A 20,116-nucleotide genomic window follows, 5' to 3' on the forward strand; every position below is an offset into this window, starting at 1 on the left:
TATTGTCAATGGTTTAATGGATTAGACTTTATTTTGGGGTAATGAGTAGGTTTCGTGGTAGATGGTGGCGGCGAGGATCGCCGCCATAGAAGTTTCTTATAGAACTCGCACCTGTTAGTATGAACAACGTTTACCATATATTTTTTATAATTAAAGTAAAAATTAGAAAGCCTAAAATACCTCCAAAAGTATTTAACAATATATCATCCACATCAAACACACCTAGCAGAGTAACATATTGTATAGTTTCAATAGTGAGACTAACCAACAATGAGAATAAAACTATCAATGTCATATTTCTTACATTAGCGCAAACAAGTGGTAGTAAAATTCCTAATGGTATAAATACTAATACAGTGCCGAATGTATTATAAAACCAAGTATCGAAGTTATAGTGTTGAAAATTGAAGAAGTAAGTTTCAATTGTATGAAATGGTACAATATTATGTGAAACATCACCAATATTCCCGTAAAGTCTTGTTGAGAATGTACTAATACCCCAAAAACCTAACATAAAAATATAAAACAAGAAAAAAACATTAACATATTTTTTATATTTTAATTTGGTATGAAATTCCCTCACTAAATATACCTCCTCTTTATAAGAAGAATATGTTTTATAAGTAGAAATCATGCAGAGGTTGTTCAACAAACCTGCCCCGTTCAGCCAGTTATTTCTGGTTGACCATTTTGTATATCCTCGAGATTTCATTCAACTCGAAAGTTGACTTTTTATTGGCTAACTGGAAGGTATTAATGAAGATAAAAAAGGACCCTCCAAAAAAACGGAGGGTTACTTTTTATCGTTGAAATATTTTTATGAGACTTCTGCTTTATAGACAGTCAATGTTCAATCCCTTATTTCAAATGGACTATTGAGGTCGCCTTTTGTACCCACTTATTAATAATGCGGAGGGCCAATAAGAATATAACCTTCAGTCCCTGTTGGTTGAATATATGTCTGAGGAAACGTATAACCCGTAAAAGGCCCCGAATAAGGCGGCGTAAATACAGGTGGACCCGTAAAAGGCCCCGAATAAGGCAACGAAATAGCTGATGGTCCAAATCCTGATCCTGATGTAAGCCATTGCCACCATGTTTGAGTGGGCTGATAGGTCTGAGTTCCCATCACACCTGGCATAAATCCAGGTGTACCAGGCTGCGGGCCCATTGCACCAGGATGTTGTCTATAAGCATAAGGAAAAACAGGATACGGCTGCGAAAAAATATGGTTTTGATTCATTTCAAACCTCCTCTCTTCGATAATATATTTTTTCATTAAGGTTTTGTTCAGTAAGTGTAAGCCTATTTGTGAACATGTTTCTGAAAAGAAAAAATAAGTAATATCTCACTTATAATGCGTGTTGAAAATACCTTAGAAAAATAACATTCATCAAAAGGACACATTTATTGAAAAATCAGATGATTCACATCAGCGTTGAATTGCATCTCGTGATTTTTGTTTCTTTTTTATTTTTCTAGAGATTAGACTATCCGATAGCAATATAAAAAATTACCATATTTGATAATCACCCCATTTGTTTAGATTTAATTTTTTCACAAACTTTATTTGTCGACTAATTTTTATATTTGCTTATTACACTCCCTCAGTTTAATGCGAATATCTCTCGAATGCTCACTTATTCGCGACAGTTTCGTTCATATCAGTTGCATAAATACAAAAAAAGTTTCAATACTAAATTATAAAACCATTCTGTACAGAGAGGATTGTATTATCATCAGAAAGTTACCTTTGTTAATTTTGCTTAGTTCATTTTTTCTCCTAACTGGCTTCAATAGTGCAAATCAGATAGTAATATCAAATATTGAAACGACTATTATAAAAGCAGAGAATATTCTTCGTTATGATATTAAATTTAAAAATACAGGTACTACTCAAATTAAAAGTGAATTTGATTACCCCGGACATCAACCTTACGGGCTTGAAGTAGTGATAAGACCTAATGAAGAGTTAGCAACTAAAATGGAAATGGACAATAGTAGCAAGTACAAAAAAATGATTTCAATGGGTGGCGGAAGTGAAGGATTCATTGATCCAGGGAAGGAAGGTTCATTTCACATTGAATACAAGATTAAAGAAGGTACAGACATAAAAGATATAGAAAAATTGGCTTTTGATTCTACCTTAATAATATTAGATGGTGTAAATATTGTTAAAGAATTTCCATTAGAAAAACCAAACGAAAATTAACTGCATTATAGCCTTAATATGACTTCAGAAATTAAGGTTTTAAGATACTCTTTATTTTGCAGTTGAACCTAGTCATCAATTGATGAAAGATCTACCGAAAGATTACCCTCCAATAAAGTTGGTGAAATATGAACACAAAGAACCGTAAAAAATAAGGACACATTCGGGTTCTAGAAAACACACTAAATCCTTCTTCTTATTGGGGTAGTACCACATCGCCATCAAGCTAAGAAAAAGGATTATCCCCAAAACGAAAAATATGCTATTCTTTCTGTAAATGTTGCTGAAAAGAAAATTCCCTATTATTTATAAATTTTAGAGAACAGGCATTTATAAAAATTAGGAGGAAGAAGCCGTTGAAGACTAGTATCATCATTATAGATGACCATCAGCTTTTTCGTGAAGGCGTTAAGCGTATATTAGATTTTGAATCATCCTTTGATGTTGTTGCCGAAGGCGATGACGGAAGCGAGGCTATGGATCTTGTTAAAACACACAAACCAGATGTTGTTATCATGGATATCAACATGCCGAATATGAACGGTGTTGAAGCGACTAAAATGCTTGTAAACCGTTACCCTGAAACGAAAGTAATTATTTTATCGATTCATGATGATGAAAACTATGTACAGCATGCAATGAAAACAGGAGCACAAGGTTATCTGTTGAAAGAAATGGACGCCGATGCGTTAATTAATGCTGTTCGTGTAGTCGCAGAAGGTGGCTCATACCTTCATCCGAAGGTGACATATAATCTAGTCAAAGAATATCGCCGTTTAGCTGCTGATCGTGATTCAGTGCATGCTGTAGAGATCAGAAGACCACTTCACCTATTGACTCGACGCGAGTGTGAAGTTCTTCAACTTTTAGCAGACGGAAAAAGCAACCGTGCTGGCGGCGAAACTTTATACATCAGTGAAAAAACAGTAAAAAACCATGTGAGTAACATTCTTCAAAAAATGGAGGTAAACGACCGTACACAAGCTGTTGTTCTAGCTATTAAAAACGGCTGGGTAGAAGTGAAATAATTTCAATTTATGATAAGTCTGGCTCTTCAGTTTTCGCAATACGTGCTGAAGAGCCGGACTTTCTCACGAAACGAGCCTTAGAAGCAATTCTAAAGGCTCGTTTTTTTTGAGGTTATATTGTTGTTTTGAAAAAATTGGACTTTTTCACTGAATCTTGAATCCTGTGGTAGGACCCTTATTCAACCAAAACGATAAAAAGAATACCAACAACCTAAGAAGTAATAATAATTAATAAAATCCCACTCAATCATCTCATAACACTAACCAGATCTTATCCAGCATTTAATAGAGGAGCTATTATTATTGATAAACCTAAACTTATTAAGAATGTTATAAGCCAATCTCTTTTTTTCGTCAGTTTAAAAAGTATATTCAGAACCGAACTAATACATATACAAACTAAAAATACGACTAAAACCATAATAAGTTCCAAGTAATCCCCTCCCCCCCCCAACAATAAGTTTCACTTAATATTTTAACATAAAAACCCAAGTCCTCTATTGATTACTTAGTGCTTCCGATAAGAAAGAGAAAAGTCTTTTTATGGTTTTATCCGAAACAACGGGTCTGCTATCCCGATTGCCTAAACCTTTTTTATATGACTTAGTATAAGAAAAGAAAGAAAAGAAAGCAGATATAGTCTGGTTCCGCGGCGATAGCTCCGTAAACCCATTGGCTTGCAATGGCCCGAGGCCTTCAGTTGCATAGGATATTCCTTTGATCAAAACACGCTTTTAACATAATCAATTGAATGATACTTTTATAAAAAAGTTGATACATCGGGCACGATTATGAAATAACTCTTAGATTAAACGATCGGTGAATTAATCTACTCAAAAATTAAATAACTTTATTGTCTCTCTACAAATAAAAACCTTGATTATTTACACTAAACAGAATAATCAAGGTTTTTACTTCCAAAAAATATCTTAGCCTATAAATTCGTGTTTCTTTATATTTTTTAATATTGTAGATATGGAAATAAAAGTAAGTATATGACCCATTTTTACACGTACCTCGGTTGAACCCCTATATATTTACCTATCATTCTTTCTTAAATTATCCTGAACCGTTAGCTCCATAAGAAAAAGCTGCCTTAAAGACAGCTCCAATCTTCAGCTAATGACCCATCATTTAATTAACAAAACTACCTTACTTCTATTCAAATTGAAACATATTTTCTATTTCTTCGCTTGCTTTTGGCAAATCCATTCCCTTTTTCCAAATCAAAATATTATCTTTTGGGGTTCCATATTATAACGCTTCTATCTCCGCACCATTACGATTTATTTTTTGACTTTTAATATCAAAAAAAAATCATAACCCTTTACCAATACTCGTGACATTAAAAAAAGTAAATGAATTGTTGATTTAATTAGTAAGAAGACAGGCTGGTTATCTCGATCAAATTTATTGTTAATCATTTTCGACATAGTCACCTTTCCTCAAGTAAAGTTATCTTCATATTTAATATCTGGATAGAAATTGTTTCATTCATTTCTCCTCAATCAGCTACCACTAGTACATCTAAATACCTCGTCTCGCGAAGAAGACGTTCAACTATGGAGCCTTCTTTTATTTCTTTCCACCTCGACCTAGCTGAATGTCCTATAATTACTTGTGTTGCTTTTTTGTTTTTTAATTGCCCCGTTATTTCTTTTACAACTAAACGTCGATGTGTGGCATGGTATATTTCAAATTTCCCTCCTAATCGTTCCGTTAGAACCATGACTCTTTTCAATATGACTTCCTCTTCATTAGACAAGTTTTGATGGTCTTTTACATAAGCAACAAACCATTTTGCCTTCAAACGATACGCTATTCGAAATCCCCTTCGTATTAAACGTTCTGAATCTTGACGTAAATTTACACAAACAAAAATGACTTCCTCTTTTCGCCAAGGTCCTCTTACACCATTTTTCCGTTCAAATGATTCCAACCGATCATCTACATCGTCTGCTAACTCACGTAACGCAAGCTCCCTGAGTGCAATTAGGTTTCCAGTTTTAAAGAAATTGCTTAACGACTGCTCTACTTTATCCATTGTATAAATGTTACCTTCTCGCATACGTTGTCTTAGTGTCTTAGGCGAAATATCTATTAATTCCAGCTCGTCTGCTAAATGTAGGATACGGTCCGGTACAGTCTCCCTTACTCGGACTCCAGAAATTTGTTCGACACTGTCATTTAAACTCTCTAAATGTTGAATATTCATAGTGGAAATAACAGAAATTCCTGCACTTAGTATCTCTTCTATATCCTCATACCGTTTAGCATTTTTACTACCCGGAATGTTCGTATGAGCTAACTCATCCACTAGTACTACTTCAGGATTACGCAAAATGATAGTATCAAGGTCCATTTCTTCCAAGGTTACATTTTTATATTGCACTTTTTTTCTAGGAATCATGTCTAAACACCCTATCTGGTTCCCCGTATCCTTACGCCCGTGTGTTTCTAGTAAGCCAATGACTACGTCGATCCCATTTTTCTTTAATTGATTGGCTTCCCTTAACATAGTATATGTTTTTCCTACTCCAGGAGCAGCACCAATATAAACTTTTAAGGTACCTCTTTTAACTTTTTGTATTTTCTCTTTTAATTCGGTTGAAGATAGCCTGCGATAGGGATTTTCTTTTTTCCTCTGTGTTTGAATAGCAGGTATGATCCGTTCTCCTTCCACTTCAGCTCGGTCTGCAACAACAAATACATCAATATTCTTTGTTATACGTAAAATCCGATTGACGATGGATCCATGAATAATCTCTTCCCAACGAGTTCTTTTAGACTGACCAAGTATAATTCGAGTGACATTATGCAATAAAGCATAGGCAACAATTTCTTCAGCAATGTTTTCCTTACTGATAGATATTTCTTCAAACGTCCCATCTAATTTTTTTATTAATTTCCCCATTGATCGTTTAAATGTGGCTTCTACTTTGGAAAGTGATTTTTGATTAGGGATAAAACAAGTAACTAATAAATCACTGCCTAATCGCTTGGCAATTTGATCTCCCCTTCGGATTAAAATGGAACCATTCCAATGATATTGAGCACATACTAAGATTCGCTCTGAAGCACCAGAGGGACCAGATAACCCTTTACTCTCCCGATATTCGTATAAATCATCCTCTACCTCCCCTGCTAGGAAGCGAAGGGACAATTCCCTAAGTACAGCTAAGTTATGTCTTTTAAAAAGGTGAGCATGTCCTTTTACTTGCTCATGTTTTTCATCTAAATCTCCTTCTTGTAGACGTTTTAGGATAGCTTCGGGGGTTACGTCCAATAATTTCACTTCATCAGCGTGAGAAAGCGTATCCTCTGGCACAGTATTTCTTACATGAATTGGGAGTCCCGTGAGTTGTTCTGCTACTTCTTTAACACCTGCAAGTTCATAAATGTTTATGGTTGTAATGACACTGATTTTATTGTCAATTAACTCCTGTACATCTTCTAGTCTTGTAGCGTTTTTGGCAGAAGCTCTGTTTTTATGAGCGAGCAGGTCAATCAACACAACTTCAGGGTTTCTTGCGAATATTCCATCCAAGTCTAAATCATGCTTAGTCTCTCCTTTAACTTCCCATTCGATAGCTGGAATGATTTCAAGACCTCCCACTTGTTCCAAGGTTTTCGGACGATTATATGCGCTAATAATACCGACAACGACATCAATACCTCGCTTTTTCAAATCGTTTCCTTCAAGAAGCATGTGATAGGTTTTGCCTGAACCACTGACTGCGCCAAGAATAATTTTCAGCCGGCCCTTTTTTATTTTTGATATGGAATTCAATATCTCATCTGGGGTTTTTCTTCGGAATTGTTCTAACATAATACTGACCTCCTAAACCCAGTTCAAGGTTAAAAGGAGAGTGAAAAACTCTCCTTTTCAAAAGTTATTTTAGTTGGTCCAATGCTATGTTTAATTTTAATACATTCACTCGGGGGTCTCCAAATACTCCTAATGACCGTCCTTCAGTATATTTATCAACAAGATTATATATACTTTTTTCAGATACACCTCTCTCTTTAGCAATGCGTGATACCTGAATTTTCGCCCCTTGGGGTGAAATATTTGGATCAAGGCCCGAACCGGAGTTTGTCAGTAAATCAGTAGGTATCTCCTCTTGTTTGACTGTAGGGTTCTCTTTTAAAAATGTTGCCAAATCTTTTTTTGTGAGCTTGATCATGTCCTCATTGGATGAGGCATAATTGGGTGTACCTGAGCTTGTCGCATCATATTCTATAGAAGAAACACGACCATGAAAGTAACCAGGGTCTTTAAATGATTGACCAATTAGTTCAGAACCTATGATTTTTCCTGATTCGTTTTTTATTAAACTTCCATCTGCTTTTGCAGGCATTATAACTTGGGCAACACCTGTCATTAGTAATGGATAGGCAATTCCACACATAACAAGTAGCACCAGAACTAAGCGTATATTTTTCAACATGGATTCTCACCCTTACTTTTGATTTTAAGCTAAATGAAACATGACTAGGATTACATCGATAAGTTTGATTCCTATGAAAGGAACTATCACACCACCTAATCCGTAAATGAACAAATTCTTTGTTAGTAATTTCGAAGCACTCATAGGAACGTATTTTACACCCTTCATTGCCAATGGTATGAGAAGGGGGATAATAACAGCATTAAAAATTAAAGCTGATAAAATAGCACTTTGTGGTGTAGCCAGATTCATAATATTTAGAGCCTTCATCTGCGGAATGGCCAACATAAACATAGCTGGAATGATCGCAAAGTATTTAGCCACATCATTTGCAATACTGAAGGTTGTCAAGGCACCCCGTGTCATGAGTAACTGTTTCCCGATGGCCACTACCTCGATAATTTTTGTAGGGTCAGAATCCAAATCCACCATATTCGCCGCTTCCTTCGCTGCAATGGTTCCTGTATTCATGGCCAAACCAACATCAGCCTGGGCCAATGCAGGGGCATCATTCGTTCCATCTCCTGTCATGGCCACAAGCTTGCCTTGTGCTTGTTCCTGTTTAATGACGGAAATCTTATCTTCTGGCTTTGCTTCAGCAATATAATCATCTAATCCCGCTTCTTTTGCAATGGTCGCAGCTGTCAATGGATTATCACCGGTACACATAATGGTTTTAATCCCCATTTTCCGTAATTCATCAAAGCGTTCCCTCATGCCTGGTTTTACTGTATCCTTCAAGTAAATGACACCCAGCACACGGTTTCCTTCTGCAACAACTAGTGGCGTACCACCCGCAGTTGCGACTTCATTAGTAATGCTCTCTAAATCCCCAGGTACTTTTCCAGCTTGTTGCTGTAAATATTGTCTTATTGAATCAGCAGCACCTTTTCTGATTTTTCTACCATCAGAAAAGTCTGTACCACTCATCCGGGTTTCAGCCGTGAACTCAATTCCTACTGTCCCGGTTTTATCTAATTCTTTATCAGATAAACCGGCTTTTTTAGCAAGTTCGATGACAGATCGGCCTTCAGGCGTTTCATCGTGTAATGATGAATGAACAGCCACTTTATTTAACTCAGCTTGGCTTATCCCCTTAACCGGTAAAAAAGCTGAAGCCATGCGGTTCCCATGGGTGATGGTTCCTGTTTTATCAAGGATGATGGTATTAATGTCACCAGCTGCTTCGACAGCTTTTCCCGACATGGCAATGACGTTAAATTGAGTAACCCTATCCATACCCGCTATCCCAATGGCAGACAATAGGCCCCCAATAGTTGTTGGAATCAAACAGACCAATAATGCCACTAAGGTCGCGATGGGTAATGTGACTTTAATATAAGAAGCAATTGGTACTAGTGTAGTGCAAACAAGCAAAAAGATGAGGGTCAAACTAATAAGCAGGGTACTCAGTGCAATTTCGTTAGGTGTTTTTTGTCTTTTAGCACCTTCTACGAGGTTAATCATTCGATCAAGAAAGGATTCGCCTGGATCTGATGTGACGATAATTTTGATAAAGTCACTGATGACTTTCGTTCCTCCAGTTACAGAACAGAAGTCCCCACCTGATTCTTTGATTACTGGAGCTGATTCGCCAGTGATTGCCGACTCATCTACAGCCGCTACTCCTTCGATTACATCACCATCTGTTGGGATTAAATCATTGGTTTCCACCAAGACAATATCACCTTTTCGAAGTTCCGTGGCTTCGACTATCTTTATCGAACCGTCTTTTTGGAATAACTTTGCCTTAGTATCCTGTTTCGTCTTTTTCAGACTATCGGCTTGCGCTTTACCCCGCCCCTCTGCTAATGCTTCTGCAAAGTTAGCAAAGAGTATTGTAACCAGCAATATTACGCTCACGGCAATGTTATAACCTCTATCCGATGTTCCTCCAAAAAAGTTTGGGAATATGGATAGTAAAAGAGTGATTACAAATCCTATTTCCACGACAAACATGACAGGATTTCGAGCCATTATTCTTGGATCTAACTTTTTAAAGGCATCTTTTAGGGCTTGCCCGATTATTTTCTTATTAAGAGTCCCTTTACGCGTTGTACTCATTGAGAATACTCCTTTTCTTCATTTATCTAATTGCGAGCCATTCTGCTACTGGTCCGAGTGCAATGACTGGGAAGAATGTCAAAGCCCCTATAACTATTACCGTTGCCAAGAGAATGACCAGGAAAGTGCTATTATCTGTCTTAAACGTTCCAATCGTCTCGGGAACTCGTTTCTTTGTAAGTAAAGAACCTGCGACAGCGATTAGTGCAATCATAGAAAAGTAACGGCCAAATAGCATGACCAAGCCGGTGGATATATTCCAAAATGGAGTGTTATCCCCTAAACCTTCAAATCCGGAACCATTATTAGCTGCCGAAGAGGTAAACTCATAAACAACCTGCGAAATTCCATGAAAGCCCGGATTAGAAATAGCCGAAGTGCCCATTTGTGTAGCTAAAGCAATGGCTGACGGAACTAAGATGATTAATGGATGTAGAAGAATGGTAATGGCTATTAGTTTCATTTCCCTGCCTTCAATTTTCTTCCCTAAAAACTCCGGCGTTCGCCCAACCATCAATCCAGCAATGAATACTGCCATTATTGCGTACATAAGGATATTGACCGTCCCTACTCCATCACCGCCAAACACACAGTTCAACATCATTTCTGCCAATGGCACTAATCCGCCAAGTGGAGTAAGCGTATCATGCATATTATTGACTGTACCTGTAGTAGCTGCTGTCGTAACGGCTGTAAAAAGGGCACTCTGTGCAATTCCAAACCGCACCTCCTTGCCTTCCATACTTCCATTCTCTTGAGAAATCCCTATACTCTCTAATGATGGATTTCCATTTTGTTCGCTGAAATACGTAACACCTAAGAATACAAGGAACATTAATCCCATTGCCGAAAAAAGAATCCAACCTATTTTCTTATTTTTTGCCATATATCCAAACGTTAAGGGTAGAGAGGCTGGTATCAAAAACATGGATAAAATCTCTAATATATTTGTGAAACCATTAGGATTCTCAAAGGGATGTGCCGAGTTGACACCAAAGAATCCACCGCCATTTGTCCCTAAATGTTTAATAGACTCCAATGCAGCTACTGGCCCGCGCGCGATATTCTGCTTCGCACCTTCCAAAGTAGTTGCAATCGCCGTGGGATCAAGGGTTTGCGGCACTCCTTGAGATACGAGGACAAGACCGATTAAAATAGATAACGGCAGAAGCACCCGGATGATGGAACGAATTAAATCCACATAAAAATTCCCCATACTGCTCTGGCCGATCAGACCTCTGAAAAAAGCCATACATAACGAAAGACCGGTAGCCGGTGTCGTGAACATCAAAAACATAATGACGACCATTTGCGATAAATAAGAAAGTCCCGATTCCCCGCTGTAGTGCTGCAAATTGGTATTGGTAAGGAAGCTTACAGCAGTATTGAATGCCAATAATGGATCCATGTTGTCTATCTTACTTGGGTTACCCGGTAAGATCCCCTGAAAGCGTATTATAAGATACGAAATAATAAACATGACTAAGTTACTCAAAAGCAGTGCTTTTGCATATTGCTTCCAATTCATGTCACCGGTATGAATACCTGATAGTTTATAAATGCCCCGTTCTATCCCACCAAATATCCGATCTTGTTTTGTTGTTTCAAGGGAATAAACATTTGCTAAGTATTTGGCCAGTGGTATGGCCAGGAAAATGACCAGTGCCAATACCAGACCCATTTGTAAAAAATCCATTTGCATTTCCTCCGTTTTGTAGCTATTAATATTTTTCCGGGTAAATTAGAGCATGAATTAAATACAACGAAAGTGCTCCAACAATAAATAATAAAAGCATGTTTCTACTCTCCCTTTTCTTCTATAACTTTGTTACAAAAATGGATAAATCCAAAAAATAACAAGAATGAAAAAGCTGTAAGTGAAACTGATAAAAGATCCATTAACGTCTCTCCTTCCAAACTGTAAATATGTTAAACAATTACAATGACTCACCCCCTTAGAGTTTCTTAAAGAAACTAGGTTCCACTTGCTAGCAGCCAGTTATAGCTGTAACATTCTGGTTTACTGAAGATGACAAAATCGGCTCCCATTTTTTTATATAGACTAGAATATTGTTGGTCATGAGTGACAACAAACAACCTATAAGATTTGAACTCTGAAAATAGTCTCACAAGATTAATTCCATCAAACAGAGAATTAGGGAATAGATAAACACAGTTACCCTGCTCTGATTTATGAACCATTATTCCATCACATATCTTCAGGTTTCTTGTAGGCCTAAACCATTCTTCATCATAGTCAACAGTTTCTACATTACTTGTATCCGTGTGGGTGGCCCCTATACTTTCCTTTACAGAAATAAATAATTTTCCTTTTCCAACAAGCAGTACTTTTCCCATACGATTCACCCCATTTGTACTTTCTCTTATTAATTTCAATCTGCATTCTTTCTGGGGAAGAAAAGCCTGCCAGTTGAAAACATAAAAAATAGACCAATGCTTACTCTTTCCCCATGTATGCAGCCATGCAGTAGCTATCCATACTCCAGCGTTAATCAATACGATTCACACATCGGTTATTGGATGCATTGCAAAGCAAACATATAAAATTGGAGAAAAAGTACTCATTGGTCTACTTAACGCCTAGCCAGCATGCGCTTCCTTTGCGTTCTGTCTTCCATGATCCTTTTTCATATGAAAATAGGCAAATTAAAAAGACCTACTTTATCATTCAAGTTGCCTTTTGCCGTTTTTACACAACAAAAAAGCCCCATGATTAAGGCGGTCTTATGACCTCCTTCGCTTTAGCCGACGAAGTTAGCTGACGGGTAGGATGGCGAAAGAGTCTCTCATCCCTTCTGCAAATGCAGAATTAACCCCAAAAAATTGGTTCCTCCGTTCCTGATTACTCAGGACTAAGCCGATTTACAATTGTTGGTGTTGAATATGATGTTATTTTATGCTCGTTAACTACTCCTTGTAAATTGTCATTTTGGGTTGAATAAGATCATTTTTCATACTTATCTTAATATATGCTCCTTATTCCTAATGTTTCCTTATGATATCACTTATTTTTCCGGTTAAAAAACTATTTTTCTTTATAAATCTTACTAATTCAAGTTATGAATTATTTTTTCGAAAGTGATTGACAAGAACTCAAATCGGACATTATGATAAGTTGCATAAATTTGGAGAAAAGCAGGAGAGACAATATGGTAAATTCCAAAAAGAAACTAGAGGCTGAAATAAGTGCAGCCTTTATAACTTTTCAGCGAGAACTAATGGGCCGGGGCCCTCAAGAGGCGAAAACATACATTGTACAGGATATGATCATTACCCGTTTTAAGGGAGTGCTGACTGTGGAAGAAAAACACCTTGTTTCCCAAGATACCGGGCGGAAGCTTGTCAAAGAAATGAGGCAAGTGTTAAGGGAAATGTACAGTAAAGATTTTGAGGAGATTGTGAAACGGCTGACAAAATGCAACGTTCTTTCCAGTCATAGTGATATCAGCACGAAAATGGAGGAAAGACTAGAAGTGTTTATTGTAGATAGAGACCTCGAGAAATTCTTAGAATCCAAGAAATAATTTTGATTCTTTCTCTTCCCTCTTTCTGTTCCTTTATCGAACTTAATGTAAATGGACTTCCCTTAACAGAAACTTTTAAAAATGGAATTGGACACCCAGGAAGTGGAATCCACTAAAAAGGAAGTGGCTGCTGCTAAAGGGGAAAAAGAAATTATTAAATCAGAAAGAGAAGCGGAAAAAGCAGATAAAAAGGCTTCATTGCTCGACATTTTGGAAAGTGAACAATGAAGCAATGCTCTTTTTCGGTTAATTGAGATTCCGAGGTGCCCCTGTTCTTCGCAATGTCTGACAATGCAAATCTCCTTTAGCATACAGATCCTCCCACATAAGTAGTAAATACTAGTTTCTATATTTGTCTGTAATTTTCCTTCTGCAACTAACCTGACCCTTTAGTTCCATAAGAAAAAGGCCGCTGCAGCAACCCCTCTTATTAAAGTAAAGCACCCATTAGTTTAAGTATAAACCTTCACACTCTCAATAAGGTAACCCGTATCGGACATTTAAGCTAAACATGCAAGAATGTTGAAAGAGCAACTTCCTAAGACGAGAAAATAGGAATTGACAATCACCTTGTGAAAGCTTTATGCAAAGCCCTAGAAGCTTTGGTGAAGTAGGTATTATCTAATTCGAAACCAATAAAGCTCCGATTTAGATTTATAGCAGCTTGTCCTGTTGACCCTGAACCCATAAAACAATCTAATACTGTAAATATGGATTAAACCAGCCTATTTTCCCGTGCCTATCACCCCACCTCTTTATCCTACCAGTAATTCAATCAAACTCGACCCTTTTTAGGTTATTTTTTTAAAACTAGAAACCTTGATAAATGAATAATTATTCTTTTATATAAAAGATTGATCAACAGGCTAAATCTAGGAATGCTTCTTTTCTTTTTAATCCTAACAGGGATAACAAATTTTACTTATTTGTTATTCCTGTTTTTCGTGTTCTTTAGTATGTAATTTTTGCCCTGGGTATAGGCAATATTTGATTTCGCTGTTATATTTTTTATGTTTATACATTACCCACCTAATTTTTCGAAAACTATCCGAAAATTCATTATTAAACTCTCTTACAACAGTGAACCTGCCTCTTCAGTTTTTAAATCTACGATAAACACTTACTTCTAATTAATTTCTCAAGAGAATAACCGGCTTTTACTTTCCTCTGAAAGTGGGTTTTAAATTTCTTTTTAATTTTTTCTATAGACTCTTGAAAATGCGGAATTCAAAAAATATAATGTGTGCGAATTAAATAAGTTAATTCAAATTAAATACTATTAAACTAATAAATTAACATAAGAGGAGAAAAAATTTATGCCTAAAAACATCGAAGATTATCCATTGATTTTAACTGCTGTACACTTATCTGAAATCCTATGTATTTCAAAACCTACAGCTTACGAATTAATGGAACAAAAGTCATTTCCACTCATTAAAATAGGGCGAAGCAAACGGGTTCTTAAAAATGAATTTTTCCAATGGCTGTCGCAGCAACAATTCAACGCATTATAAAATGGCTTGCAAGTGGTCAAACTGATACTAGACCACTTGCTTTCCATTTTTCTAACACGAACTACAATAGGATATGGGGGCAAGCAATATGAAAGGCACTGTTAAAAAAAGGGGTAAAACTTGGTCATATATTGTAGACATAGGAAGAGACCCGATTTCAGGTAAACGAAGACAAAAAACAAAGAGTGGATTTCCTCGTGAAAAAGATGCAGATGCTGCTCTTCGAAAGATTCTGACTGCACTGGATGAAGATCGATATGCCGAACCGAGCAAAGAATTCTTTTCATCCTATATGGAATTTTGGTTTACGTCCCATTATCAAAAAAGGATTAAAGAAACAACGACCTCAAGCAGAAAGTATTTGATGGATAAGCACTTAATACGAGAAAATCCTTTTGCCAACAAGCCCCTTTCAAAAATTACGACCGAAGATATCGATGCTTTTTATAACCTCAAATTAGATGAGGAGTATAGTACAAGTACCATACGAAAATTACACCAGTTGTTAAATCAGTCCTTCGGTCAAGCTGTAAAGTGGAAAAAGATTAGTTTCAATCCGGTGATCAATGCTGATCCACCCTCGGTGAAAAAAGAAGAAATGAGGATATGGTCTTTTGATGAGATTGATTCGTTCCTTAATCAATGCAAAGGGGAACGACATTATCTAACATTCTTACTCGCCATTTATACGGGAATGAGGAAAGGAGAGCTCCTGGGGCTAAAATGGAGCGATATTGACTTTGGAAAAAAATCTATCCGGATACAACGGTCCCTTTCTCACATCCCGAATAAAGGATATCGTTTATCCACGCCGAAAACGAAAAAATCAAAACGGCAAGTCCCTATTCCTGATTCTCTTGTCAAGGAATTAAAGGCTCATAAAGAACGTCAAGAAAAACAGAGGAAAAGGCTTGGTGAACATTATCAAAATCAAGACTTAGTCATTTGTACGGAGTTCGGCACCTTACAAGATCCACGGAATGTGTTACGTGTGATGAAACGTATCAGTAAAGCAGCTAACGTGACATCTATTCGGTTTCACGATATCCGGCACACACACGCTTCCGTCTTGATCTCTGAAGGGGTAGATATCGTCAAAGTTGCGGCTCGTTTAGGACATTCGGATCCTACAATCACGTTAAAGAATTACGCCCATATGATTCCAAACCAAGATGATGAAGTGGCTGATATTTTCCACAATGCTCTTCATAAGTCACGTTAGCAAAATGTGAGCAAATCACTATCTTTGATCTAAACGCATCTAGTAAGACAAAATAAAAAAAGACCCAAATCCTTGTTATTTCAAGGATTTGAGCCTTTGTTAGTTGATGACCTGTGAGGGATTCGAACCCACGACCCCTTCCCTGTCAAGGAAGTGCTCTCCCACTGAGCTAACAAGTCGTATGTAAATCAAGCTCTTTAGAGCTTGGTTTTAAACCTTACTTAGTTGCTGACTTCTTTTCTGACAAGATTTATTATATATTGGTATTCAAAATAAAACAAGTAGTTTTGCTAAAAAAGTTTTTTCCTTAAAGCGATCTTTGAAGTTAATCCCTGAAAGCTTCAAGCTTGTAAGAATCAGTTCACTATTCAAACTATTTATCTTAATGAATTTCCTATATCCGTTATCTCCAGATCTTCGTAGTAAAGTAACACGAGCCAATTTGATAAAGTATCTTTTCTTTATAGTCGGATACTGTTTTTGTCTTCATTTTAGTCATTCTTCTGAAAGCTACGCTGAGTAAGGTCATTGTTTTTGAGAAGTTGTTCAAGAGAGTTTACTCTTTTTTCCCGATAACCGTTTTTTTGAACAAAGTCAAAGAAAAAAAGAAGCCAGCAGGATCTGACCCCAAAAATCTCTCAGAATAGAATCCGACTAACCTTTTTCAAGGCTCAACTTTAATTAACCAATATGATGTCCAGGTGCTCCATCTATGGCTTAAGCAAAAAAGATCTTTACATTGGAGAAGGGAATCTAGCAGCCTGAAAGTTGGTTAAAGGTGCTTCTGCTAAAATTTCTCCGTTTGCATCTGCGCTAAATAATACTTGTACCCGATCTCCTGCTTGTAACTTAAGGATTGCAGTAACCGATAGTCCAATAGGTCTTGATTTCTCCAAGAAGTCATTAACAATATCTAAATCATCTCCATTTACGTTAATTGAAATGGATGCGACACTTCCTTCTTTTGAAGGATGCTTTTTTTTGTCTTTTGAAGGATGGCTTTTTTTGCAATAATCGCATTTGCAACTATTTTTTCTGCAATAATCACATTTACAATTGTCTTTTTTGTTTTTTGAGGAATCATCGCTTTTACTTTTTGACGGACGAAACGAGACTTTTGCTGTTATCTCATAAATTCCATCCTTAGTTGGAATAAATGTTGATATATGTGGATTATATTCATCTGCTAAATCAAACTGTTCTGTTTGGTATAAAACTTTTACAGAGGGAGTTTCCTCTGCTTTGTAAAGTTGTGGTGTGTTCTTATTAGCCCTGAACGCAGATGCTCTTACTAGATCATGTTTCTTATGGCACAAATGACAGTCATCGGTTTTCTTTTGCTCACAAATACATTCACTGTGTTTTTTATGACAACAATGACAATCATCCGGTTTCTTATGATGACAAATACAGTCATTATGTTTCTTATGGCACAAATGACAGTCACCGGTTTTCTTTTGCTCACAAATACATTCACTGTGTTTTTTATGACAACAATGACAATCATCCGGTTTCTTTTGGTGACAAATACAGTCATTGTGTTTCTTATGGCAGCAATGACAATCATCCGGTTTCTTTTGCTTACAAATACATTCACTGTGTTTTTTATGACAACAATGACAATCATCCGGTTTCTTTTGGTGACAAATACAGTCATTGTGCTTCTTATGACAGCAATGACAATCATCCGGTTTCTTTTGCACACATTTCTTATTAAGATATGTGGTGTCTATAAAGGAATTACAATGTGAAATGGAATAATGATTTTTAATTATAATCACCTTTTTCTTTTTTTATTTTCGGGTTATTTTATTCATTAAAAGAAAAGATGTTTGTACATATGTTACAAATTTGAAAATAAATCTAACTCAAACAGCGAAAATCTACTGGTTATAAACCATTTTAAGAAGGTTGGTCGTTAATAAAAAAAGAAGGGATTTTTGTGGATGATAATCGGGGAAACAGATTCTTTATTCTTAATCTGAAAAGAGGTGGGGTATAAATGGCACTTCAGTTTGGATTGATGAAGAACCTAGCTACTGTACTACTAAGAGGAAACTCCCGCAGAAAATGGGATGAATACAGTTGAGGATCACCATTAGAGATATTCACCGTCAAGGAAGTGTTCTTCAACTGAACTAACTTTTCGTATGTAATGACTAACTAGTAATGTACTTAAAGTACATAATTTGTTATTTGTTTTTTTGTTAAAAAGTCCACATATTATATAAAAAAAGGTATAATTTCAACTTATTTTATTTTCCCTCACCAAAAAAGCGAACTAACGTTCCCCCTTTTTCACTTGCATACAAAACGTATGTTCGCATATAATAATAGCAAGCAAGTCAGCAAAGGAGTGACAGAGAATGAAATATATGCTTCGTAAACATATGGAAGATAATGCTCCATTGGAGATAATTTATCTCTCCGAACAAGGTAAAATTACGCAACGGAAAATCCAGGTGATTGAAATTTATCCAGGGCATATTCACGCATTCTGTTTTCTAAGGCAGACGAAAAGGACATTTAAAGTAGCCAACATCCTTTCTGCCCGCCTCATTAAGGCCAGGTTTTACAGGTCTGGATGAAGATTGCTCATCAAGGTTCAACCTATTAACTCTTCTTCTTCCTGGATGTCCTTTTCCTGTTCAGTTAACGATTCTTCTTCATCTCTCAAACGATGGGCTAACCTTGAGGCGGCACTCGCGGCAATGCTTGCAACGATATCATCCAGGAAGGTATGCACGATTCCTTCTTGCTTCTTATCAAGTTCGTGTATGACGCCTATTTTATTTTTATCCAAATGGCCAAAGGTCGTTACAGCAATGCTTCCATAACCGAGTACTGCACCAAAGGCAATCGTTTCATCCACTCCGAAAAGCCCTTCATCAGATTCAACAATCGATTGCAGGGGTTCTGATAGCTTTTTTTGCTCTGCCAGTTTATCCAGCTCCACACCGACTAAAATGGCATGTTGAATTTCCCTTTTCAACAAGACACGCTCAACGCTGTGGATGCATTCCTCCAGCTTAAGATCAGCTTTGTACGGGAACTGCAATTCATAAACGATTTTTGCAATTGCCTCCACACTGACACCACGCTCCAATAATGTTCGTTTAGCCGCCTTTGTCACTTCCCTGCTGTGTACGTGTACATCTGCCATTTTATTCGCCACCTTTTTTTGTATTATTTTTCTATATCCTTGTATTATAGCACCTTATAATTTAAATTTTTAGAAAATATAACGAAAATTTTATATTCCAAATTCTTGTCGCGGGAAAAAGTTGCGAGGCTATGCTAAAATAATCAAGTAAGTTGTTTTTCATTATTAATTATCATTGAGGTGCGGGAGAATGAATTTACGCAAAGGCACAATTAAAGAGTACATGTTTAAAAGCGAAGCTTTAGCAGAAGAATTGGAACTGCTTGTTTACTTGCCTGCTAATTATTCGCCATTGTATAAATATTCGCTTGTGATTGCTCAGGATGGCCGTGATTATTTTCAAATGGGACGAATCGGCCGGGTGGCAGATGAACTGTTAGGGAACGATGAGATCGAAAATATCATCATTGTCGGCATACCTTATAAAGACCGCTTTGACCGCAGGCGCAAATATCATCCGGACGGGGAACAGCACATTGCATACATACGTTTTCTTGCCCATGAACTTGTCCCGTTTTTAGATGATGAATTCCCAACCTATCAAATGGGACATGGTCGAACTTTGATCGGTGACTCTCTTGGCGGTACAGTTTCTTTATTGGCCGCTTTGCAGTATCCGCATACATTCGGGAAATGCATCATGCAGTCCCCACTTGCCAATGAAGCAGTAATGGATGCTGTACGTAATTTTGAGGATCCGCATCTCCTCGAACTTTACCATGTGATCGGGACTGGTGAAACAGATGTTCCGACGACGGATGGCAATAAGGCAAACTTCATAGAACCAAATAGGGAATTGCATAAATTAATAAACCAAAAAGGATTTCCTTGCTTCTATGAAGAATTTGAAGGTAATCATACCTGGAAATACTGGCAGGCAGATTTGAAACGAGCACTGTTGGAAATGTTCTAATTCA

20 protein-coding genes, 1 tRNA gene and 1 riboswitch are annotated in these 20,116 nt (G+C 36.9%); of the genes, 8 read left to right on the forward strand and 13 right to left on the reverse strand.

What is annotated here, in order from left to right:
• Positions 1 to 130: 130 nt before the first annotated feature.
• Both ACIQYG_RS06400 and ACIQYG_RS06405 read right to left on the reverse strand, forming a co-directional pair.
• Positions 131 to 583 (reverse strand): VanZ family protein, encoded by a 453-nt coding sequence (locus ACIQYG_RS06400; protein ID WP_402836384.1) that lies wholly within the window; start codon positions 581 to 583, stop codon positions 131 to 133.
• 318 nt (positions 584 to 901) lie between these two features.
• Positions 902 to 1,243, reverse strand: coding sequence for a hypothetical protein (locus tag ACIQYG_RS06405; RefSeq protein WP_402836386.1), 342 nt, complete (start codon positions 1,241 to 1,243; stop codon positions 902 to 904).
• A 510-nt stretch (positions 1,244 to 1,753) separates the two neighbouring features.
• On the opposite strand from ACIQYG_RS06405, the gene ACIQYG_RS06410 reads away from it, so the two are divergent.
• Entirely contained in the window at positions 1,754 to 2,212 is a 459-nt protein-coding gene (locus ACIQYG_RS06410; RefSeq protein ID WP_402836388.1) for a hypothetical protein, read from the forward strand.
• 356 nt (positions 2,213 to 2,568) lie between these two features.
• Positions 2,569 to 3,240, forward strand: coding sequence for a response regulator transcription factor (locus ACIQYG_RS06415; protein WP_402836389.1), 672 nt, complete (start codon positions 2,569 to 2,571; stop codon positions 3,238 to 3,240).
• 1,504 nt (positions 3,241 to 4,744) lie between these two features.
• Here ACIQYG_RS06415 and ACIQYG_RS06420 read toward each other — a convergent pair.
• From ACIQYG_RS06420 to ACIQYG_RS06445, 6 genes are all read right to left on the reverse strand, one after another.
• Positions 4,745 to 7,069 carry a histidine kinase gene (locus ACIQYG_RS06420; RefSeq protein WP_402836391.1) on the reverse strand — a complete coding sequence of 775 codons (2,325 nt, stop codon included), beginning with the start codon at positions 7,067 to 7,069 and terminating at the stop codon, positions 4,745 to 4,747.
• 64 nt (positions 7,070 to 7,133) lie between these two features.
• Positions 7,134 to 7,691 (reverse strand): potassium-transporting ATPase subunit KdpC, encoded by a 558-nt coding sequence (gene kdpC, locus ACIQYG_RS06425; RefSeq protein ID WP_402836393.1) that lies wholly within the window; start codon positions 7,689 to 7,691, stop codon positions 7,134 to 7,136.
• Between the two features lie 24 nt (positions 7,692 to 7,715).
• On the reverse strand, positions 7,716 to 9,755 hold the full coding sequence (gene kdpB / locus ACIQYG_RS06430; protein WP_402836394.1) for a potassium-transporting ATPase subunit KdpB: 2,040 nt from the start codon (positions 9,753 to 9,755) through the stop codon (positions 7,716 to 7,718).
• A 22-nt stretch (positions 9,756 to 9,777) separates the two neighbouring features.
• Positions 9,778 to 11,451 carry a potassium-transporting ATPase subunit KdpA gene (kdpA, locus tag ACIQYG_RS06435; RefSeq protein ID WP_402836396.1) on the reverse strand — a complete coding sequence of 558 codons (1,674 nt, stop codon included), beginning with the start codon at positions 11,449 to 11,451 and terminating at the stop codon, positions 9,778 to 9,780.
• A 25-nt stretch (positions 11,452 to 11,476) separates the two neighbouring features.
• Complete coding sequence (locus ACIQYG_RS06440; protein ID WP_133348042.1) at positions 11,477 to 11,551, reverse strand: potassium-transporting ATPase subunit F; 75 nt, start codon at positions 11,549 to 11,551, stop codon at positions 11,477 to 11,479.
• Positions 11,552 to 11,729: 178 nt separating this feature from the next.
• Positions 11,730 to 12,272 (reverse strand): hypothetical protein, encoded by a 543-nt coding sequence (locus ACIQYG_RS06445; protein ID WP_402836398.1) that lies wholly within the window; start codon positions 12,270 to 12,272, stop codon positions 11,730 to 11,732.
• A 232-nt stretch (positions 12,273 to 12,504) separates the two neighbouring features.
• Positions 12,505 to 12,645, reverse strand: a riboswitch (cyclic di-AMP (ydaO/yuaA leader).
• Between the two features lie 280 nt (positions 12,646 to 12,925).
• Between ACIQYG_RS06445 and ACIQYG_RS06450 the strand changes: the two genes are divergently transcribed.
• Entirely contained in the window at positions 12,926 to 13,300 is a 375-nt protein-coding gene (locus ACIQYG_RS06450) for a Na-translocating system protein MpsC family protein (RefSeq protein WP_402836400.1), read from the forward strand.
• 81 nt (positions 13,301 to 13,381) lie between these two features.
• Positions 13,382 to 13,528 carry a hypothetical protein gene (locus ACIQYG_RS06455; RefSeq protein ID WP_402836401.1) on the forward strand — a complete coding sequence of 49 codons (147 nt, stop codon included), beginning with the start codon at positions 13,382 to 13,384 and terminating at the stop codon, positions 13,526 to 13,528.
• Positions 13,529 to 13,865: 337 nt separating this feature from the next.
• On the opposite strand, the gene ACIQYG_RS06460 is transcribed toward ACIQYG_RS06455, so the two are convergent.
• Positions 13,866 to 14,012, reverse strand: coding sequence for a DNA methyltransferase (locus ACIQYG_RS06460; protein WP_402837150.1), 147 nt, complete (start codon positions 14,010 to 14,012; stop codon positions 13,866 to 13,868).
• Between the two features lie 604 nt (positions 14,013 to 14,616).
• Between ACIQYG_RS06460 and ACIQYG_RS06465 the strand changes: the two genes are divergently transcribed.
• The gene (locus ACIQYG_RS06465; RefSeq protein ID WP_402836403.1) at positions 14,617 to 14,814 is read left to right on the forward strand and encodes a helix-turn-helix domain-containing protein; all 198 of its coding nucleotides are present in this window, start codon (positions 14,617 to 14,619) and stop codon (positions 14,812 to 14,814) included.
• A gap of 88 nt (positions 14,815 to 14,902) precedes the next feature.
• Positions 14,903 to 16,036, forward strand: a complete 1,134-nt coding sequence (locus ACIQYG_RS06470) for a site-specific integrase (RefSeq protein WP_402836405.1) — start codon at positions 14,903 to 14,905, stop codon at positions 16,034 to 16,036.
• Between the two features lie 107 nt (positions 16,037 to 16,143).
• On the opposite strand, the gene ACIQYG_RS06475 is transcribed toward ACIQYG_RS06470, so the two are convergent.
• From ACIQYG_RS06475 to ACIQYG_RS06485, 3 genes are all read right to left on the reverse strand, one after another.
• Positions 16,144 to 16,215: transfer RNA gene (locus ACIQYG_RS06475), tRNA-Val, on the reverse strand.
• Between the two features lie 555 nt (positions 16,216 to 16,770).
• Positions 16,771 to 17,352: a hypothetical protein gene (locus ACIQYG_RS06480; RefSeq protein WP_402836407.1), complete on the reverse strand. Its 582-nt coding sequence runs from the start codon at positions 17,350 to 17,352 to the stop codon at positions 16,771 to 16,773.
• A complete protein-coding gene (locus tag ACIQYG_RS06485; RefSeq protein ID WP_402836409.1) occupies positions 17,328 to 17,723 on the reverse strand; it encodes a hypothetical protein in 396 nt (131 codons plus the stop codon). The genes ACIQYG_RS06480 and ACIQYG_RS06485 overlap by 25 nt, the downstream gene beginning before the upstream one ends.
• A 679-nt stretch (positions 17,724 to 18,402) precedes the next feature.
• Here ACIQYG_RS06485 and ACIQYG_RS06490 point away from each other — a divergent pair.
• Positions 18,403 to 18,624, forward strand: a complete 222-nt coding sequence (locus ACIQYG_RS06490) for a hypothetical protein (RefSeq protein ID WP_402836411.1) — start codon at positions 18,403 to 18,405, stop codon at positions 18,622 to 18,624.
• Between the two features lie 17 nt (positions 18,625 to 18,641).
• Here the strand turns inward: ACIQYG_RS06490 and ACIQYG_RS06495 are convergent, their stop codons facing one another.
• On the reverse strand, positions 18,642 to 19,199 hold the full coding sequence (locus ACIQYG_RS06495) for a phosphatidylglycerophosphatase A family protein (RefSeq protein WP_034314446.1): 558 nt from the start codon (positions 19,197 to 19,199) through the stop codon (positions 18,642 to 18,644).
• 190 nt (positions 19,200 to 19,389) lie between these two features.
• On the opposite strand from ACIQYG_RS06495, the gene ACIQYG_RS06500 reads away from it, so the two are divergent.
• Positions 19,390 to 20,112 carry an alpha/beta hydrolase gene (locus tag ACIQYG_RS06500; protein WP_402836413.1) on the forward strand — a complete coding sequence of 241 codons (723 nt, stop codon included), beginning with the start codon at positions 19,390 to 19,392 and terminating at the stop codon, positions 20,110 to 20,112.
• Positions 20,113 to 20,116: the final 4 nt, after the last annotated feature.

Source organism: Peribacillus sp. NPDC096622, assembly GCF_044762665.1.
Taxonomy (GTDB): domain Bacteria; phylum Bacillota; class Bacilli; order Bacillales; family DSM-1321; genus Peribacillus; species Peribacillus frigoritolerans_B.

Bases quoted from the DNA above. Each gene is read 5' to 3' on its own strand.
- ACIQYG_RS06485 (WP_402836409.1), bottom strand. From the start codon at position 17,723: ATGATTGTCATTGCTGTCATAAGAAGCACAATGACTGTATTTGTCACC.
- ACIQYG_RS06450 (WP_402836400.1), top strand. From the start codon at position 12,926: ATGGTAAATTCCAAAAAGAAACTAGAGGCTGAAATAAGTGCAGCCTTT.
- ACIQYG_RS06470 (WP_402836405.1), top strand. From the start codon at position 14,903: ATGAAAGGCACTGTTAAAAAAAGGGGTAAAACTTGGTCATATATTGTA.
- ACIQYG_RS06495 (WP_034314446.1), bottom strand. From the start codon at position 19,199: ATGGCAGATGTACACGTACACAGCAGGGAAGTGACAAAGGCGGCTAAA.
- ACIQYG_RS06490 (WP_402836411.1), top strand. From the start codon at position 18,403: ATGAAATATATGCTTCGTAAACATATGGAAGATAATGCTCCATTGGAG.
- ACIQYG_RS06420 (WP_402836391.1), bottom strand. From the start codon at position 7,069: ATGTTAGAACAATTCCGAAGAAAAACCCCAGATGAGATATTGAATTCC.
- kdpB (WP_402836394.1), bottom strand. From the start codon at position 9,755: ATGAGTACAACGCGTAAAGGGACTCTTAATAAGAAAATAATCGGGCAA.
- ACIQYG_RS06405 (WP_402836386.1), bottom strand. From the start codon at position 1,243: ATGAATCAAAACCATATTTTTTCGCAGCCGTATCCTGTTTTTCCTTAT.
- kdpA (WP_402836396.1), bottom strand. From the start codon at position 11,451: ATGGATTTTTTACAAATGGGTCTGGTATTGGCACTGGTCATTTTCCTG.
- ACIQYG_RS06500 (WP_402836413.1), top strand. From the start codon at position 19,390: ATGAATTTACGCAAAGGCACAATTAAAGAGTACATGTTTAAAAGCGAA.
- kdpC (WP_402836393.1), bottom strand. From the start codon at position 7,691: ATGTTGAAAAATATACGCTTAGTTCTGGTGCTACTTGTTATGTGTGGA.
- ACIQYG_RS06465 (WP_402836403.1), top strand. From the start codon at position 14,617: ATGCCTAAAAACATCGAAGATTATCCATTGATTTTAACTGCTGTACAC.
- ACIQYG_RS06455 (WP_402836401.1), top strand. From the start codon at position 13,382: ATGGAATTGGACACCCAGGAAGTGGAATCCACTAAAAAGGAAGTGGCT.